Source organism: Bacillaceae bacterium S4-13-56, assembly GCA_040191315.1.
In the GTDB taxonomy this organism is placed as follows: Bacteria; Bacillota; Bacilli; order Bacillales; family JAWJLM01; genus JAWJLM01.
The window spans coordinates 1-18549 of record JAWJLM010000079.1; the positions used below are offsets into that span (position 1 = coordinate 1).

Consider the following 18549-nt stretch of genomic DNA (forward strand, 5'->3'; position numbering starts at 1 on the left):
TGAATAGAAGCGTTCTATTAACGCAAATATGATGACGGGAAGCAAAACCGAGTGAATAGAGCCGTTCTATAGACACAAAACAAATGACAAAAAAGATAAACAAGTAAATAAAAACCCCCTATTTACTCATTTTCCTCTCATCTGAGACAAAACCGGTAAATAGAAGGCAAGAAAAAGATAACCGTTAAATTTCTCCCAACTTCTCGTGGATCTCTTCCCATTCTTCCATAAGAGCATCCATCTGTTTCTGTGATTCCTCGTTAGAAGTCGTAAGTTCCAAAGCTCGCTCATGATCCTGAAAAACATCAGGATCACATAACAGCTCTTCATTATCCTCAATTTTCTTTTCTAATTCTTCTACAGAGGCCTCGATTTCCTCAATTCGACGTTGATACTTTCTAACCTGTCGCTTGAAAGCTTTATCATTTTCATAATCTTGCTTGGCCTCTCCACCGCCAACGGAGTCCACTGATATAGAGGAATTCTGATTTTGCAATTCCCATTCCGTCAGCTCTTTTTCCTCGAGTTTCTTTTCAACATAATAATCGTAATCTCCAAGGTAAGTGGTTGCTGAAGTTGAGCTCATTTCAATCACTTGTGTTGCGATTCGATTAATAAAATATCTATCGTGAGATACAAATAGGAGTGTTCCAGGATAATCAATGAGAGCAGCTTCTAGAACTTCCTTACTATCCAAATCCAGATGGTTAGTAGGCTCGTCCAAAATAAGAAAATTGGCTTCTTCCATCATGAGTTTTGCTAAAGACAGCCTAGCTTTTTCTCCACCACTCAATGAGGAAACAGTTTTTAAAACGTCATCTCCACTAAATAAAAAGTTACCAAGAACGGTTCGTATCTCTTTTTCTGGCTTAAGGGGATAAAGGTCCCAAAGCTCCTTTAGTACCGTTTTGGAGGAGTTCAATTCATTTTGCTCCTGGTCATAATATCCGATTTGAACGTTGGTGCCAATCTGAATCTCGCCAGATGCTGCCTTAAGTTGACCTATAATTGATTTTAAGAGAGTGGTCTTCCCAACTCCGTTTGGACCAACTAAAGCAATACTTTCCCCACGATTGATATGAAAAGTTACGTTGGAAAAAGTTGGGTTACTTGTATTCGAGTATTGAAATGTAAGATCATTAATTTTAAGTACATCATTTCCACTCTGGCTCTTGATACGGAATGAAAAATTGGCTGATTTGTCATCCGTTTTAGGACGGTCTATCCTTTCCATTTTCTCAAGCTGTTTTCTCCTAGCCTGAGCACGTTTAGTTGTAGAAGCTCGCACAATGTTTTTTTGTACAAAATCTTCTAATCGTTTGATCTCAGCTTGTTGCTTCTCAAATCGTTTTGAATCTCTTTCAAACTCATTGGCTTTTTCACTCAAATATGCGCTATAGTTGCCATGATATTTTTTGGACGATTGAAAAGATATATCATAGACGGTATTCACTATTTTGTCTAAAAAATAGCGATCGTGGGATACAATAACGATGGCTCCCTTATATCCTTGTAGGTAGCCTTCTAGCCAAGTAAGTGTGTCTATATCTAAGTGGTTTGTAGGCTCATCCAAAATTAAAATATCAGGTTCTTGTAATAATAGCTTTCCTAGAGCAAGCCTTGTCTTTTGGCCGCCACTTAATGTATGAATGACTGTATCAAAGCCAATTTGATGAAAATGTAATCCATGAAGCACACTTCGGATGTCCGCTTCGTATCGGTATCCACCTTTTTCTTTAAAGACTAGCTGCTTTTGATCATAGTCTTTTAAAAGTTGCTCAAACTGGGATGTGTTTGCAATTACATCAGGATCAGCCATTTGTTGTTCCATTTGTCGAAGTTCCAGTTCCATTTTTCTTAAGGGCTTGAAAACTTCTAACATCTCTTCCCATATGGTCTGAGAAGATTCTAGTCCAGTATCCTGTGCAAGGTAGCCAAGAGTTGTATCTTTAGGCTGATAGATTTCACCAACGTCATAAGACATGTGTCCAGCCATAATTTTTAATAGAGTAGACTTTCCTGCTCCATTTCTACCAACGATGGCAATTCGATCACGAGTCTGAACTTCTATTTTTATGTTCGAAAGGATGACATCCGCACCGAACTGTTTGGAAATTTGATTAAGCTGCATTAGTATCATTGTAGTCACCTCATTGGTTTAAGTGTATCTTATGGCAAGGCCATTGAGCAAGATAGAGGACCCTTTCCAAAGGTGGTAATAACGTAAAATTTGATAAAAACGTGTTTTTATTTAAAAAATTTGTTAAAATAAGAGAATATGAATGTAGGGAGGAGACATTTTGTCAGATTTCACACATTTTAATGATCAAGGACGAGCGAAAATGGTCGATATTGTTGAGAAACAAGATACCCTACGAACAGCGGTCGCTCAATCAAGTATCATTGTCAATCAAGAGATTTATCAGAAGATTACCAATCATGAGATGGCTAAAGGAGATGTACTGAGTGTGGCACAGGTTGCCGGGATCATGGCTGCTAAAAAAACTTCTGACTGGATACCGATGTGTCATCCTCTTCAATTAAAAGGGGTTAATATTGAATTCCGATGGGAAGAGCATAACAAGGACTATGAACTTATCATCACTTCTACTGTGAAAACAAGAGGAAGTACGGGTGTTGAAATGGAAGCGCTAACCTCTGCTTCAGCAACAGCATTAACGGTTTATGATATGTGTAAGGCTGTAGATAAGGGAATGGTGATTGGGCAAACTTTTTTAGTTAGTAAGACTGGTGGGAAAAGCGGAGATTTTCACCGATAGGACAGACGGAGGGGACAAGCATGGATATGGATTATCAAAAAATTCCACAAGCCACAGCAAAGAGATTGCCTTTGTATTATCGCTTTCTAAATAATCTACATAACCAAGGAAAGCAAAGAGTTTCATCAAAGGAATTAAGTGATGCTGTGAAGGTTGATTCGGCAACGATTCGCCGCGATTTTTCATATTTTGGAGCTTTAGGGAAGAAAGGGTACGGTTATAATGTAAATTATTTACTATCATTTTTTAGAAAGACTTTGGATCAAGATGAGGTAACAAAAGTAGCCTTAATTGGTGTTGGTAATTTGGGAACTGCATTTTTAAATTATAATTTTATGAAGAACAACAACACTAAAATAGTGCAAGCTTTTGATACAGATCCAAGTAAGATGAAGAGTGAAGTTGGAGAGGTTCCAATTTATCATATCGATGAGCTTGAAGAACATTTACAAAGAGAAGGTGTGACAGTTGCTATCCTTACAGTTCCTGCACACGCTGCACAGTCCATTACGGACCGCTTAGTAAATTCAGGTGTGTCAGGGATCTTGAATTTCACACCAGCGCGAATTACTGTTCCTAATCAAATTCGTGTCCATCACATTGACCTTGCTGTGGAACTGCAGGCGCTTGTCTATTTCCTCAAGCATTATCCATTAGAAGGATCAAGTGAAGAAGTAGAGACTGAATAGAAAAAAAGATAATTAGCTAGCAAAAAAACGTCTACTTCTAAGAAGAGCAGACGTTTTTTTATAGTATCAGAATTTATAAGTGGGAGTAAAAACGGATTCCTATTTTGAGTATAAAATCTGTCTAGCTCCAGCAAAAAAGCTTTATTGAGTGATCTTCGAAGTTTTTGCCCAGAGTAACGAAAGCTACTTAGAGCTACTTCGCAGAAACAAGTGATTTTCTTGTTTCGAAGGGCGCTTGCACTTTTCTTATTTGATTTTCTTTATTTTGAAATGAAGAAGAACCAAGCGTAGGCAAACACCAAAATCAAAAGTGGCAACAATGACTAGAATAATAGTTGTGAAATTCCATACATCTTCTGCAGTGCTTTCAATTGCAATAAAAGTGAATAGCACTCCCATGAAAAAATATATGGAAGCCATCACAAGAGGTGAAGTCTTCATTAAAAGTTATCCTCCAATAAATATAGTTTTCATCTGTTCTAATTGCTGTTCCATTCTTTCAAGATCTTCTGGAGTTAAATTGTACTGGACAAGAACGACAAAACCATTCATCATCATATGGGCAAAAATAGGAACAATGATACGTTTCGTTTTGACATATAGAAAAGCAAAAACAAATCCCATAGCTGTATAGGTTAATGTATGAGAAATGTCTCCATGTACCACTGAGAAAATTAGCGAAGATATAATTCCTGCAATCCAAAAGTTTGTTTTTTTATAGATGGACCCAAATAAAATTTTTCTAAAGACTATTTCTTCTAAAACAGGAGCAAACAAAACTGTCACGACTACAAATAAAGGGACATCACGAGCTATGTTCATTAAGGTTTGTGTATTTTCAGAAGAAGTCGTAATTCCTAGAATATAGATTTCAATATTAGCCGCTATAATTTGAGCAAAATAAGCCATGAAAACTCCTAAGATTGACCACATGACCACACGATCTGATCCTTTGGAACGAAGCATAGAATCCTCTTTCAAAGTTGGTGCGACAAGAATAAGGATAACAATGGTTCCAATAAGGAAACTAAAGACTCCCCAATATCCAATAATTTCTGATTCGGTAAGATTAAAACCAGCTAAAATAGGGTATCCAATGAAAGGGGAAAATTGCATAAGTATATAGGCTATAATGATATACCAATAACGCTTTGGCACAGATCAACGACTCCTTTTACTTCATAAATATCCGATGCTCACCATTGCATCGCTATTCTCATTCTACGTATTGTATCATAGAATGATTCATCTAGAAAAATATTTGGTTGAACCAATCTTTTTTTGACCATACTAGAAAAGGTGTTCATAAGCGGGTGAATTTTGTCGAAAAAAAATTCTATTTTCTAAAAAAAATTAGATATGATTACTTGCAAAAAGAACATGAATTCATTATTATAAGAATTGGTATTAGCACTCGCTGTTAGTGAGTGCTAATAATAAGACAAAATAGATTATTCCATTAAGGAGGGTGTCCCAATTGTTAAAGCCATTAGGTGATCGAGTTGTCATCGAGTTAGTGGAACAAGAACAAAAAACTTCTAGCGGAATCGTGCTACCTGATTCTGCAAAGGAAAAGCCACAGGAAGGTCGTGTGGTTGCTGTAGGTAGCGGAAGAGTAACTGAAAATGGAGAAAAAGTAGCTCTTGAAGTAAAAGAAGGCGATTCTATCATTTTCTCTAAATACGCAGGTACTGAAGTGAAGTACGAAGGTAAAGAATACTTAATTTTACGCGAGAGCGACATTTTAGCAGTTATTGGTTAATTGCTAAATCTATATCATAGAACATTGAAGGAGGTCATCATCCATGGCAAAGGAAATTAAGTTTAGTGAAGAAGCACGCCGTGCTATGTTGCGCGGAGTAGATACTCTTGCAAACGCTGTTAAGGTAACTTTAGGACCAAAAGGACGTAACGTCGTTCTTGAAAAGAAATATGGTTCTCCTCTTATCACAAATGATGGAGTAACTATTGCGAAAGAAATCGAACTAGAAGATCATTTTGAAAATATGGGTGCTCAGCTAGTAGCTGAAGTTGCTTCTAAAACAAATGATGTTGCTGGGGACGGTACAACTACTGCGACCGTTCTAGCTCAATCTATGATCCGCGAAGGATTGAAAAACGTAGCATCTGGTGCAAATCCAGTAGGCGTACGTCGTGGAATTGAAAAAGCTGTTGAGCTTGCTGTTCAAGAGCTAAAAGCTGTTTCTAAGCCGATTGAAGGAAAAGACTCTATCGCACAAGTTGCTGCTATTTCTTCTGGTGATAACGAAGTAGGTCAACTTATCGCTGAAGCTATGGAACGTGTGGGTAACGATGGGGTTATCACAATCGAAGAATCTAAAGGATTCTCTACTGAACTAGAAGTAGTAGAAGGTATGCAATTTGATCGTGGATATGCTTCTCCATACATGGTTACTGACCAAGATAAAATGGAAGCTGTTCTCGAAGATCCGTATATTTTAATCACTGATAAAAAGATTGCAAGCATCCAAGAGGTACTTCCTGTTCTTGAACAAGTGGTACAACAAGGTAAGCCATTATTGATGATTGCTGAGGATGTTGAAGGGGAAGCTCTTGCAACTCTAGTTGTAAACAAGCTTCGCGGAACATTCAATGCAGTAGCTGTTAAAGCTCCTGGATTTGGTGATCGTCGTAAGGCTATGCTCGAAGATATCGCTGTTCTAACTGGTGGTGAAGTAATTACAGAAGATCTTGGCCTTGAGTTGAAGAGCGCTAACATCACTCAACTAGGTCGCGCTTCTAAAGTTGTTGTAACAAAAGAAAATACAACAATTGTAGAAGGCAACGGAGAAAGCGACAAGATTGCTGCTCGCGTAAATCAAATTCGTGCTCAAATGGAAGAAACTACTTCCGAATTCGATAAAGAAAAATTACAAGAGCGTTTGGCTAAGTTAGCTGGTGGAGTTGCAGTAATCAAGGTTGGTGCTGCTACTGAAACTGAGCTGAAAGAACGTAAGCTTCGTATTGAAGATGCCCTTAACTCTACTCGTGCTGCAGTAGAAGAAGGTATCGTATCTGGTGGAGGAACTGCACTTGTTAATGTATATAACAAAGTAGCAGATCTTAACCTTGAAGGAGACGAAGCAACTGGTGCTAGCATCGTACTTCGTGCATTGGAAGAGCCAGTTCGTCAAATTGCACACAACGCAGGTCTTGAAGGATCTATCGTTGTTGAGCGCTTAAAGCATGAACAAATCGGAGTTGGTTTCAACGCTGCAACTGGCGTGTGGGTAAACATGATCGACGCTGGTATCGTTGACCCAACTAAGGTTACACGTTCTGCTCTACAAAACGCTGCATCCGTAGCTGCTATGTTCCTAACTACTGAAGCAGTAGTTGCTGATCTACCAGAAGAAGATAATGGTGGCGGCATGCCTGACATGGGTGGCATGGGCGGAATGGGCGGCATGATGTAGTGTTCTCATTCTAAAAATGAGAACATGTGGTGCCTAGACACTTTTCGTACTCTACAGACTACTTCTCAAAAAAATGGGAGGTAGTCTTTTTTATGTTAATCAAGTTTGCTTATCAAGATTTTATTGAGGACAGAAAATTTAAAAACACCTCGGAAGAGAACATCCGTAATTATCAAACGATGTTGAGAGAGTTTGTGGATTATTGTCCAACTCAAGGTGTGGTAAACGTAGAGGATATCACCTATAACCTAGTTAGACAGTATTTGATGGATTGTCAGCAGAGAGGGAACAAACCGGGTTCTATCAACTCCAAGTTACATCGCATTCGAGCTTTTTTAAACTATATGATTGAGTGTGAAGTAATCAAGGAAAATCCAGCAAAGAAAGTGAGCAGACAAAAGGAAGATGTGAAAATAGATGTTTTCACTGATAATCATATTAAGCAGATGCTTGCCTATTATCGGAGAATCAAGCAAAGAGAAAAAAGTTATTATGCATATCGAGACTATATGTTGATTCTCGTTTTTCTTGGTACAGGAATTCGTAGGTCGGAAGCAGTTAAATTAAAATGGGATGATATTGATCTTCAGCATTTAAGTATGTCTATTTTCGGAAAAAATAGAAAGAAAGACACATTACCAATCACTGCGAAGTTAGCAAAAGAACTATCGGCCTATCGATTGTTTTGTGAACAATATTTCTCTGAATTGGGACAATACCTCTTCGTAAATATTAAAAATCAACCTATGACAAATAATTCGGTTACCTTTGTTTTTAGAAATCTATCAAAAAAGATGAATTTTAAAGACATTCGTGTCTCGCCACACACATTCCGTCATACCTTTTGTCATCGACTAGCACTATCAGGGATGAGTCCGTTTGCTATTCAAAAGATGATGCGCCACGAAGACATTTCCGTGACCATGAGATATGTTGCCATGTGGGGGAATGACTTACGAGAACAAGCAGACAAGCACAACCCCTTAAACGATTTAGATATATAATATAACTTTTTAAGAAAAACACTCATATTCCTTACATTCTTTTAGAAAAATGCAAGAAATACTTCTATTGCATTAGAATTTGGACAAAAACCTTGGTAAAATGTACTTATACAACCAACGGTAGCCTCCTTTTATGAGGATAGAATCCTCTTTTAAAACAGAAAGGAGACATTCAAAATGTCATACTATTTAGGGCTTGATTTGGCTACCGTACAAACAGGTTGGGCAATCGCAAGAGTTGAACAAAAAAAGATTCTGGAAGTAAAGAAGGGAACCATTACGTTTTCAAGATCTTTGTCTAGGTCGAAACGCCTGAAAGGACTAGGGGAGAGTATTAAGGATTTGGTTGAACGGTATGAAGTAGAACCCATTCTCATTAAGGAACAACCTTTACATGACCAAAGCAGAAGAATATCAGGCACTTTGTTCATGGCTCATGGTGTGGTTGAGTTTCTTTTTTCAAACTTTGAATTTGAGGATGTAAATCCTGTAGAAGTAAAAAAATTTGTTACAGGCTACGGTCATGCTTCCAAGCAAGAAGTACAAAAAAAGGTCTGTGAAATGTTAAATGTTCCAATGGAATTTGGCAGCCTGGATGAGTCGGACGCCATGTCAATTCTGGTTAAAGGGCTCTGGAATCGTAGTCTTGTAAATGATTTTTCCCTTAAACGATGACCATCTCAATTGAAAAAAGGAGACAGGAGCGTTGAAATTTGCTTTTGTCTTTTTTTTAATCTTTTAAATAATTGTAAGTAACTTAAACTCCTTTACTTTTCATGATAATATAAAATATAACCTTTGGATAAAATCAATCGAACATACTTTCTTGGTTTCGACAAAATAAAGAAAAAAATAAAAGATTTATGTTATAATTTTTGATAAAGACGATTCGGGGTGGTAATCATGATATTTAAAAAAGGCGAATTTTTCAATGGTCCGGGTGGTCTTGCTCTTGGTGCAAAGATGGCAAGAGTAGTTGATGAAAATGGACAAGAATATAGAGTGGAACACGCATGGGCCAATGATATAGATGAATCAGCATGTAAGACTTTCATTCATAATATATGTCCAGAGAAACCGGAATCGGTTATAAATAAAGATGTTCGTGAGTTGGATATAGATACCTTGGGAAATATTGACGCTTTTACGTTTGGATTCCCATGTAACGATTATAGTATTGTTGGAGAGAAAAAAGGTCTCCAAGGTGACTACGGTCCATTATATTCATACGGTGTTAAAGTACTTAAGACATATCAACCAAAATGGTTTGTAGCTGAAAATGTTTCTGGACTCCAAAGTGCAAATGAAGGACAGGCTTTCAAAAAAATAATGAGTGAGTTAAGAGATGCAGGTTATAAAATTACGCCGCATTTGTACAAGTTTGAAGAGTATGGTATTCCACAAACCAGACATAGGATAATTATTGTTGGCATTAGAAATGACTTGAATTTAGAATATAAAGTACCTGCACCAACACACGGAAAAGGGCGACTACCATATAAAACAGTTAAAGAAGCCCTTGAAAATCCTTCAATAAAAGAGGACGCACATAATAATGAGTTAACTCGTCATACACAAAAAGTTAAAGACTTTTTAAACTGTATACCCCCTGGACAAAATGCATGGTATGAGGGGATCCCGGAGCATTTAAGATTAAATGTTAAGGGTGCTAAAATGAGCCAGATTTATAGACGACTGCATCCAGATGTTCCATCATATACAGTTACAGGTAGTGGTGGAGGAGGTACTCATATGTATCACTGGGAAGAACCGCGTGCCCTAACTAATCGCGAGAGAGCACGCATACAAACCTTCCCTGATAACTTTGTTTTTCTTGGGGGAAAGGAAAAGGTAAGACAACAAATTGGTATGGCAGTTCCTCCAATGGCAGCAAAGATTATTATTGAAGCTATACTTAAAACTTTTGCGGGTATTGAGTATGAAAGCATCGATTCCAAGTGGAGTTCTGAAGAGTTTTTAGTTCAAGTAGAATTAAATCTTGTCAACGCTTAAAAATCAAAGTAGACCAATGAGGTGAAAAATATGATTTGTGAATGTGGCGGGATTTTATCAGTGAAGAGGGTTGAGGAATACCCCAAAGAGGTTAAAGATAAAATAAATTACGATAGATTATGTGATGTAGAATGTCTTACATGTGGGAAAATCTACTTTTCACAACCGTACGATTTTGGTAGAAAGTTGAATGTTGTGAGAGACTTGAAAGAGCAAGATTAAACATCTTGCTCTTTTTTAGTGCTTACTTTTTTATAAAACGTAATAGCTCCCCAACAGAAGAGAATGCCTTATTGTCAATAGCTGAAAGGAAAAGTTTCACACGTTCTTGTCTTGGAAGGTCGTTATCTATACAGTAATCCAAAAATCCCAATAAGACATTAGCGCTTAACATAATACCTTTGATATCTCTATCGGGAATAGTACGTTTTGCGAGATTGCTGATTTTTTCCAGGTTTTTTTCACCACTCCAATCCGCGGCAGTGACGTAGCCAAAGAAAGATACATCTCTTCCATCATATCCATTATAATTAGGTATATATTCGGAGGCCATATGTGAGGCTAATGATGCGGATAACGGGAATTTAGTACGATAATTTTTTGCATCTATGATCCCCATAAGAATATTTCCATACTTAAGAAGAATTTCAATTTCGGTTTCATCATCTGATAGGGGCTTTGGCCTCATCTCAACGTCGAAACCAATCACTTTAAATACTTCACCTGTCTTATCTTCGAAAGCAAGATTATCCAATTCATTTAGGTATGCCTCTACAAAATCATTGTTCAACGCATTTAGGCTATTTTGCTTTATTATTTCAGCATGCTTTTCTGCTTCTTTTGGGGAAAATTCATTTAACAATATATTCTTTAAATCCGCACTCGATAATGCATCAGGATCTGGATAATCGGCAAGTAATTCACGAATTTTGTTTTCTGTTTTCTTTTTGTTTGTGGCAGGTTTTATTTCACCATAGCTACTCGCTTTATAGCTATCAATGTCCAAACCGTTGTTTTCTGCCATGCGTTGTAAAGAGATAAGATAGCGGGAATTAAAGGGGAACCGGGAATCATAATAAGAATTTTTTTCTGAAATTTCCTTTGAATTTGTTGGATCAACTCGAAGAGCTTCTCCCCGGAAGTATTCCACAAGACCCGTGTAATCGCAAATTAACATAAATGTATGTGCAACATCACCGTGTGCAACCTCAAAATCGCGTGCTCCCTTATCTGAACGTTCCCGATGATCAAAGTTTTTAGCGATATCTTGTTTCATTTGAGCCTTTTCTTTTGGAGTTGCATTTCTGAATTTAATAATGCTATCTGTAACTTGCTGTAAATCATTATCTTTTTGTGCAGTTAGAACAAAGAAGGTGATTTCTTCTTTTGTTGTATAGTAATCCAAAATAGCCTGATTGGTCAGCTTGATGAGAAATCGGGCTGGTCGAATTCGAAAACCTGATTCAAATTTTGGACGGAAGCCAGATTCAAGAAAGTAAGCGTTAGGGATTTGAAGTGTCAATATTTGTTTTGTTACGTTTTCTCTTACTTTCTCACCATCAAGGATTTTTTTACCTACTTTTGTAAGCACTAAAAAACCATCATCGTCTGTGTAAATGTATGCAAAAGTTTTTAACATTGCTGCCCAGGTTCTTCCACCTGAACCATCGTTACTAATGTTTTCACGTTTAACTCCGCGTTGGTTTAATGCTCTTTCATAGTTAAGATGAGCTTCACGGTTTCGAGACCATCTAATAGAAAATCCGTTTGTGGCATCCCATAAAGCTAAAAGTGCATCTCGATGAAATTTTGGGTCTCTCTCTGGACGGGTTATAAACCATATTTTTCTTTCTGACAATTTTACCAGCTCCCTTATGCCTTAATCCTTTTAAAGATAACTTCATAAGCATCTAATTCATCTGATGAAAGTACATTATTTAGTGCCTTTAATGAAACAACATAAAACCGAATTTCAATGAGGAATTCTCTGAAGTTTGTGGAATTGGTTATTAAATAGTCTAGGTCATTTATTGATACATCAATTGTGTAAGAAGCAATTCGAAGGGTTTCTTTATCAAGCACAGATTCAATAGAAACAGGTTGAAAGTTACTATTCGTGGTAGCATCGACGTTTTTATTTACCGCAGCAAGTATTTTGACAAAAGTAGTAATCTTCATATCTTCTAACTCATTAAAACTTCTATTGAACCAATTACTATTTCGTCCTGTACTCCCACTTATTTCGGAATGGCTTATCTTTCGAACATTAAGTTCTTTATCAATGTTTCGGGTAATTCTGTATAGTAAAACTTTATGGAGTAGTTTTATGAGCAATTCTTTTTCACTTTGATTAGGTTGATTCATGTTTTTCACCTTCCTCTCTTTATCTTTTCCTAATAAATAAATAGTATATGATGATCTGTGGTGTTAAATCGGCTCGCGAGGTGATATTTGATTACTGACTGAATTTTGTGGTCCTATATATTGAAGTTGGAGGATAATTCTGAAAAGAGATCCTTTTGAGAGAGGAGAAATGTAATTTCACAAAATAATGATTTTGTGCACAGCAACACGGGATGACAAATCTCGTGTTTTTTTCGTTCCATAATTTAGTAGTTTGGTATAATAAAGGTAATAAGGGTTGGAGGATGATGGGTATGGGTGAGAAATGGTCCTTAAATGAACAAACATTACAGTTTATCTTACATTTTGAAAAGAACACTGAATCAGGAAAAACGTACACAACACAAGAATTGGTGGATTTGTTTGAAGGAAGTGATTTCAACAAGGAACAGTTTAACTCCTATAAGAAGCCAAAGAATGGATCCATGTGGTATGCCCTCTATCGTAGTGATAACTGGGAAAGAACAAAAAGAGGCACCTATAAACGAAAATAAAAACTTTGTCCATGAATTAAGAGATTAACCAACCATTGAGGATTGAGAGGTGTCGAGTTTGAATACAATGGAGATGCAAAAAGTGATCGATCGTGCAATTAAAAATGTTTGGAATTCTAACATACCAAGGGATTATCAATCATTTTACCTATTAAAAGAGGATTCTCTGAAAAACGCACTGTATTATCACTTGCGAACCAAACTTCATGATTTTCTTGAAACGAACAACATAAGGATTTTTACTGAATTTCATTACAGGGGATTCATTGCTGATCTTGCTATTGTGAAATTGATTGATCAGCCAGGTAATAACCATCTACAAGAGGAAGTAGAATCTGTTCTTGCTATTATTGAGGTGAAGTACAAAAGAGATGGAAATGAGAAGCCTTTTGTAGCTGATGTGCTTAAAATTAAAAGGTATATGGACATAGTACCTAATGACATGACTCAATTCTATTTGGCTTTCATCCATGAAATAGAATATGAAAACATTGAAGAAGATTCTTGGTTAACCCAATCTGAACAAAATTGGGCTAAAGGTAGATTAACAGAGTTGTCAGGAAACTATGTAGGCGATGAAATGACATGGAAAATATTATCCCACAATGGCATGAATGAGGGACCTATCTGGAACTATCGTTTTTCAGAAGAAGAACTAAAACAGGCGGCTTCTGGTTTTAATGAAGCAAAATACTCTCATGAACTTTATCACTATTTTTTGGATGTGGTTAGTAGGGAGACGGGTGTAACCGAAGAATTACGTGATGCAGTAAAATACTTAATTTATTGGAAACTTGGAAAGGTATCAACAACAACAAGGACTTCAGCGAGTGAGGTAAAAGAAGCCAATGGAAAGACTTTTTACGTTTCGGGTGGAACGTCTTCTCACCAAAATTTTATTGAAAAAGCAATATCAGAAGAGTTGCTTGAATATGGAATGAAATTTCGAAATAAAGAAATCTCATATGAGGATTTCAAAGGTGTAGTTGCCAATATGACAAAAACTTCTATTGTGTTGCCAACCTTCTATACACACATTTGGAAACCCTCTGAATACCCAATCCTTGATGTTAAAGTGTGGCGAACCTACAAGTGGGACAAGGGAGAGATACTTAAAAAATATACGAAACCGAAATCATGGAATCATTATGAAGAGTATACATCTTTCTTTAAAGCGTTAGTTAAGGATTCAGGATTGGAATGGAGAATTGTGGATAAGGGTATGTGGAGACTAGGAGACAAACTTAAGGTTGGTGAAATAACATGAGTGAATCACAATTTTTAGCTGTATGTAAGGATAGACCAAGCGATCCTAATGGATTTTTCTATACAGTTTATTTTGTGAACAATACCAATCAAGAAATTGAAAATGTAACATATGAAACGGGAGGTTTTGCGACATTCGATGATGAATTAGTCCAAACATCCATTCATAAAAAAGATCTGGGAAAAGTAAGCCCTTATAGTGCAGTAGAGATTGAAACAGATGATGAAGGATCCTTTGATTTTTCGATTCATTTCGATTTTCAACTTAAATTAAACAACGGGGAGATTGAAACGCAACATTTTCAAATTGGAAAGTATTTATCTGGGGGTATAAAGCCGTTTAGTCCTTTGCTGATACTGAAGAAGCATGGATATGCCTTTAGGAATAGATAAATGAAATGAATAAAAAGTGAGGGATTTAAATGATTAAGGTAAATGAGCTCATGAATATTCTTTCAAACAAGAGACCTATCTTTCAATCGGAAGCCGATTTTCAGCATGCATTTGCATGGGAATTACAAACCCAGTATCCAAAATCTAAAATAAGGTTAGAATATCCACATTCCACTGAAAATAATCGTATCTATTTGGATTTGTGGGTGAACGAAGAACCTATCTACTATGCGATCGAGTTGAAATATATAAAGAAAAGACTTAACACGGTTTTTAACCATGAAAATTTCCAACTTACATCAAACGACGCTCCCGATCAAGCTCGTTATGACTTCTTGAAGGATATTGGCCGGTTGGAACAGGTAGCACATCACTTTGGTAATACTATAGGATTCGCTATCTTGTTGACAAACGAACCTGCAATGTGGAAATCCCCAACAAGAGAAGACGTTAACGATATTCAGTTTAGATTCCAAGAGGGACGAGTGGTACATGGAGAGTTGGATTGGGGACCGAAAACCGGTTTAGGTACAAAAAAGGGAAGAGAAATCTTGAATATACAAGATGAATATCACTTACAATGGAAAGATTATTCGAACTTGGAAACAAAAAATGGGGAATTTAGATACCTGGCAGTAAAAGTGCAGAATTCAAAAGGGGACATGGAACATGTTTAAAAGAATTGAGTTTGCCAGAACACCTTGTTACGGAACTTGTCCAGTTTTTGATGTAGAAATTAACCATGATGGATCTGTAAAGTGGAACGGTCACATGTATGTATATCGGCTAGGGGAAGAGGAGTTTAAAATTTCCAACAAGAAAATAGAAAAGATAGAAGCTCTTCTCAAAGAATTTGATTTTCGTTCCTTTACGTACCGAGATCCAGATTCTTATGCAACTGATCATCCATCGTGTATAACACGAGTTGAGTATACAGATGGATATGTCAAAGAAGTTGATCATTATTTAGGGGATTTTGAGACACCTCTTATTGATGAAAAGCACACACTACATCATCTTGAGGAGTTTGAAAAGAAACTGGAGCAACTACTAGGGTTACGTAAATACATAAACCCAACTCTTTACGTGTATCATCTGAAAGTTGACGAAGGAGAGTATGTAGTTTCTGCCCCAAATGAGAAAGAGGCATTCAAGTTAGTGGGCTATACAGGTAATAGAAGACAAGGTGACATAGAGAAAATAGGTAGGGATACCACAGGTGAAATTTCGCCTTACATTGTAATGGTTAAGAAGAAAGAAGAATAGATTCAAATTCTGCTAATAGGAGAAGAATAATATGGCAACTTATTTTGGAAGGGAACAATTGGAGAACTCCCTCAATCTTGCGAAAAGACAAGAGGATATAAAAGGGATTCAAGGGGAGATTATGGTGGGTAATCTTCTGGATCAATATCTACCTGATGACACGTATTTGATTGCCCAACCAGAGATTGGCAACTATCAGCCGGATTTTCTCGTCATCTCTCCACGTTATGGGTTTCGAATCATAGAGGTGAAAAATCTTTCTTTGAACGGGATCAGTAACATTCAATCTAATGGTAATTTTGTTACGAGATATGGAAGTCGAAACTACTTGAATCAGGTTAGGGCCCATGTGGATGATCTAAAAAGTTACCTGCTGTCCAATCATCCCTATTTAGGTGACCCTCATAAAATGATTGGGTATTGTGTTTTGTATGTAGGATTTTCGAAAAGTGATTTCGAAAGAAAGTTTGACGTTCAGATCGATTCCTGGGATGAAAGCCACACCAACGACTACTTTAAATATCACCTCTTCCTAGACCAACTCAATGGACATATCGATGCGGTTTTAGGGAATGCTTCAAAATTTCCAACCAATAAAAATACACCCCTGACCACGACTCGAATGAAAGAAATTGCCAACAATGTGAAGATTGGCGAAACACAAATAAGAGAGGAAATAGCATCGGAATCCGAATTACAGGAACCGGTGTCTGTTAGCCGCCAACAGGGGGAGACGACAAACTCAAATAAGAAAGGGATGTGGGCTTTTGTAAGCCTTTTCCTGGTTATATTGTCCGCAATTGCACTTTACTTCACTATGTCCCCAAAGGATTCCACCAGTTTAGACCGTTTGGACAACAAGGTTGGTGAACTCATAACAGTAGAAGCAGAAGTTACTGATTTTTATTACGATGAGGGAAGCAAGACAAAATTTCTAACCATTCGTGATGAAACAGGTGTTTCTGATGCGATCATTTTTAATGATGTGAAAGTCCCTTATATAACCGAGGGGGAAGTCTACACTTTTACTGGGGAAGTGCAAAGGTATGACGGAAATATTGAATTAAAAGTTGAATCAGTAGAGTGATTTGGCAACGAGGGAGTGGAATAGTAGACGATTTGCAAAATAGAAGTAGGAAATAATTGGAATGGTATTTTGGACAGATATGTAGACCACCAAATATTCATTGTGAAAATGCCTTTCTGTACGGTTTATCAGGCACCGACACATCAAAACAACTGATTTTTGGCAGGGGATGACAAGATGATTTTTTATTCAAATGTGCATGCCTTTTATAATGGTATCGCACAAGAAAACTATAATAACTTCAAGATATTATCCAAGCGGTTTAGTGAACTTACAAATGGAGGATTGGCATGGGATTTTGGGAACCATACACAAAAAGAGAATGAAACCTACCAAAATACACATCATGAAATGCAAAAGCAATGTATTATTTCAATAGTATTTTTAGTAATGGCGATTGAATCATTAATCAATGACTATGGTTTTGTTCACCTTGGAGAAAAACGTTTTAATGAATTAGATAGAAATAGCATAAAAGATAAGATAAAAGATTTTTACTTTGAAGTAACAGGAGGAAATTTTCCAACTGACAAAGTTTTGTTTCAACAAATCAATGATCTGGTCTCCATTCGAAATAATTTAGTACATAGCAAAACATTAAGTATAGATCTTAATTTAATGATGCAAGACACGAAGGAGGCTGATGAAGCATTTTTCAGCTATATCAATTCTATTTTTGGAAATAGCAAGGAAAAGAAATCCAAGCAAAAACACATGTATGAGGTGTTAGATAGTGCGCACGGAGCATACGAAGATTTGATGGTATTTTTAATCGACTAGAAAATTAATTTACTTTGCTAGTGTGAATATATGTCATTAGCCCTTGATGTTGGCTCGGTTCCCATTTACGCAAAATCTCTACTGTAAGCTGCTTGTATATTGTTCATAAATTGATGTAAAATATGATTAAGTTGTAAGTACAAAAAAGTAGCTCATTACCTTACTTTACCGGGCAAGGTGAGTTGCTTTTTTTTATGGCATAAAACCTCTCGTTGTCGTTTATAAGGAGAAAAAGACCTCACAGACTTATTTGGAATTCACTTGGATTCCGTTTTTTTAGAGGGGGAAAAGAATGAGTAAGTGTTCAGGATGTGGCGATACGTTGCAATTGATTTCTGGAAATGTGTCCGTTCAAAAGAAGGGGATTAGCGTTGAAGTCATTGGGTTGGAAGATGCTCAAGGTTGTCCTAAATGTCGAACAGTAAAAAAATTACCAAAGAGAGTTGAACAACAAATCGATCAATTGATAGAAGAAAAGATTTCTTTAGGGGGATCGCCCTTTCTAATGTTGGATCTACAGGGCTAGATCCCTTATCTGATTTCATTACGACTAAACCTTGTCCTCACCTCTACAAGAATTGCTTTAATCCATTCCATTGTAAAATCCCTTAATCAAACACATCTCTTGTTCACTTGAGGAGCTTTTCAGACCCTCGCTTACTCACCCGAAATTGGTTTCCTAATTAGAATGTTTCTTGTTTTGAAGGCTATACTGCAAAATATTATTCTCTAATATTCAAAAAATTTTAAAAATAGTAAAAAAGTCATGGTTGATTTTGTCTAAAATGTGATAAAATATATCTAAATAAAGGGTGTTTTATCCTTTTTTGTAGATAAATCCACGAGTTATATAGTTCGAAAGGAGGGTGTGTAGAATAATTTTTAAGTGAATAAACGTAATCGCAAAAGGCAAACTTATTGAAAAATAAGGACGCAA

At 36.7% G+C, this 18549-nt stretch carries 20 protein-coding genes and 1 riboswitch; of the genes, 15 read left to right on the forward strand and 5 right to left on the reverse strand.

The genetic code is table 11. The features are described 5' to 3' along the window. Nucleotides 1-184: 184 nt before the first annotated feature. The gene (locus tag RZN25_15560; protein MEQ6378229.1) at nt 185-2140 is read right to left on the reverse strand and encodes an ABC-F family ATP-binding cassette domain-containing protein; all 1956 of its coding nucleotides are present in this window, start codon (nt 2138-2140) and stop codon (nt 185-187) included. 160 nt (nt 2141-2300) lie between these two features. On the opposite strand from RZN25_15560, the gene moaC reads away from it, so the two are divergent. Beyond that, nucleotides 2301-2780 carry a cyclic pyranopterin monophosphate synthase MoaC gene (moaC, locus tag RZN25_15565; protein ID MEQ6378230.1) on the forward strand — a complete coding sequence of 160 codons (480 nt, stop codon included), beginning with the start codon at nt 2301-2303 and terminating at the stop codon, nt 2778-2780. A gap of 20 nt (nt 2781-2800) precedes the next feature. Further along, a complete protein-coding gene (locus RZN25_15570) occupies nt 2801-3469 on the forward strand; it encodes a redox-sensing transcriptional repressor Rex (GenBank protein ID MEQ6378231.1) in 669 nt (222 codons plus the stop codon). 246 nt (nt 3470-3715) lie between these two features. On the opposite strand, the gene RZN25_15575 is transcribed toward RZN25_15570, so the two are convergent. Continuing rightward, nucleotides 3716-3910 carry a YdiK family protein gene (locus tag RZN25_15575; GenBank protein ID MEQ6378232.1) on the reverse strand — a complete coding sequence of 65 codons (195 nt, stop codon included), beginning with the start codon at nt 3908-3910 and terminating at the stop codon, nt 3716-3718. Nucleotides 3911-3916: 6 nt separating this feature from the next. Then, complete coding sequence (locus RZN25_15580; protein ID MEQ6378233.1) at nt 3917-4627, reverse strand: type II CAAX endopeptidase family protein; 711 nt, start codon at nt 4625-4627, stop codon at nt 3917-3919. Nucleotides 4628-4946: 319 nt separating this feature from the next. Here RZN25_15580 and groES point away from each other — a divergent pair, with 319 nt between their 5' ends. The 5 genes from groES to RZN25_15605 all read left to right on the forward strand — a co-directional run bounded on the left by groES (nt 4947) and on the right by RZN25_15605 (nt 9923). Next, nucleotides 4947-5231, forward strand: a complete 285-nt coding sequence (gene groES / locus RZN25_15585) for a co-chaperone GroES (GenBank protein ID MEQ6378234.1) — start codon at nt 4947-4949, stop codon at nt 5229-5231. A gap of 43 nt (nt 5232-5274) precedes the next feature. Further along, nucleotides 5275-6906 carry a chaperonin GroEL gene (gene groL, locus RZN25_15590; GenBank protein MEQ6378235.1) on the forward strand — a complete coding sequence of 544 codons (1632 nt, stop codon included), beginning with the start codon at nt 5275-5277 and terminating at the stop codon, nt 6904-6906. Between the two features lie 92 nt (nt 6907-6998). Continuing rightward, nucleotides 6999-7910, forward strand: a complete 912-nt coding sequence (locus RZN25_15595) for a tyrosine-type recombinase/integrase (protein ID MEQ6378236.1) — start codon at nt 6999-7001, stop codon at nt 7908-7910. 177 nt (nt 7911-8087) lie between these two features. After that, on the forward strand, nt 8088-8585 hold the full coding sequence (locus RZN25_15600) for a crossover junction endodeoxyribonuclease RuvC (GenBank protein MEQ6378237.1): 498 nt from the start codon (nt 8088-8090) through the stop codon (nt 8583-8585). A gap of 228 nt (nt 8586-8813) precedes the next feature. Beyond that, nucleotides 8814-9923, forward strand: coding sequence for a DNA cytosine methyltransferase (locus RZN25_15605; GenBank protein ID MEQ6378238.1), 1110 nt, complete (start codon nt 8814-8816; stop codon nt 9921-9923). A gap of 244 nt (nt 9924-10167) precedes the next feature. Here the strand turns inward: RZN25_15605 and RZN25_15610 are convergent, their stop codons facing one another. Both RZN25_15610 and RZN25_15615 read right to left on the reverse strand, forming a co-directional pair. Beyond that, complete coding sequence (locus RZN25_15610; GenBank protein MEQ6378239.1) at nt 10168-11781, reverse strand: AlwI family type II restriction endonuclease; 1614 nt, start codon at nt 11779-11781, stop codon at nt 10168-10170. Between the two features lie 14 nt (nt 11782-11795). After that, nucleotides 11796-12287, reverse strand: coding sequence for a hypothetical protein (locus tag RZN25_15615; GenBank protein MEQ6378240.1), 492 nt, complete (start codon nt 12285-12287; stop codon nt 11796-11798). Between the two features lie 293 nt (nt 12288-12580). Between RZN25_15615 and RZN25_15620 the strand changes: the two genes are divergently transcribed. The 8 genes from RZN25_15620 (at nt 12581) to RZN25_15655 (ending at nt 18138) form a co-directional block, all read left to right on the forward strand. After that, nucleotides 12581-12820 (forward strand): hypothetical protein, encoded by a 240-nt coding sequence (locus RZN25_15620; protein MEQ6378241.1) that lies wholly within the window; start codon nt 12581-12583, stop codon nt 12818-12820. A 58-nt stretch (nt 12821-12878) separates the two neighbouring features. After that, complete coding sequence (locus RZN25_15625) at nt 12879-14087, forward strand: hypothetical protein (protein ID MEQ6378242.1); 1209 nt, start codon at nt 12879-12881, stop codon at nt 14085-14087. Further along, nucleotides 14084-14479, forward strand: coding sequence for a hypothetical protein (locus RZN25_15630; protein ID MEQ6378243.1), 396 nt, complete (start codon nt 14084-14086; stop codon nt 14477-14479). The genes RZN25_15625 and RZN25_15630 overlap by 4 nt, the downstream gene beginning before the upstream one ends. Nucleotides 14480-14508: 29 nt before the next feature. Continuing rightward, entirely contained in the window at nt 14509-15156 is a 648-nt protein-coding gene (locus RZN25_15635; protein ID MEQ6378244.1) for a hypothetical protein, read from the forward strand. Beyond that, nucleotides 15149-15745 carry a DUF6438 domain-containing protein gene (locus tag RZN25_15640; protein MEQ6378245.1) on the forward strand — a complete coding sequence of 199 codons (597 nt, stop codon included), beginning with the start codon at nt 15149-15151 and terminating at the stop codon, nt 15743-15745. Before RZN25_15635 ends, RZN25_15640 begins: the two co-directional genes overlap by 8 nt. A 31-nt stretch (nt 15746-15776) precedes the next feature. Next, nucleotides 15777-16832, forward strand: coding sequence for an NERD domain-containing protein (locus RZN25_15645; protein MEQ6378246.1), 1056 nt, complete (start codon nt 15777-15779; stop codon nt 16830-16832). Nucleotides 16833-17009: 177 nt separating this feature from the next. Then, on the forward strand, nt 17010-17612 hold the full coding sequence (locus RZN25_15650) for a HEPN domain-containing protein (GenBank protein ID MEQ6378247.1): 603 nt from the start codon (nt 17010-17012) through the stop codon (nt 17610-17612). Between the two features lie 292 nt (nt 17613-17904). Further along, complete coding sequence (locus RZN25_15655; protein MEQ6378248.1) at nt 17905-18138, forward strand: hypothetical protein; 234 nt, start codon at nt 17905-17907, stop codon at nt 18136-18138. 372 nt (nt 18139-18510) lie between these two features. Further along, nucleotides 18511-18549, forward strand: a riboswitch (cyclic di-GMP riboswitch). This riboswitch is flagged as partial in the annotation.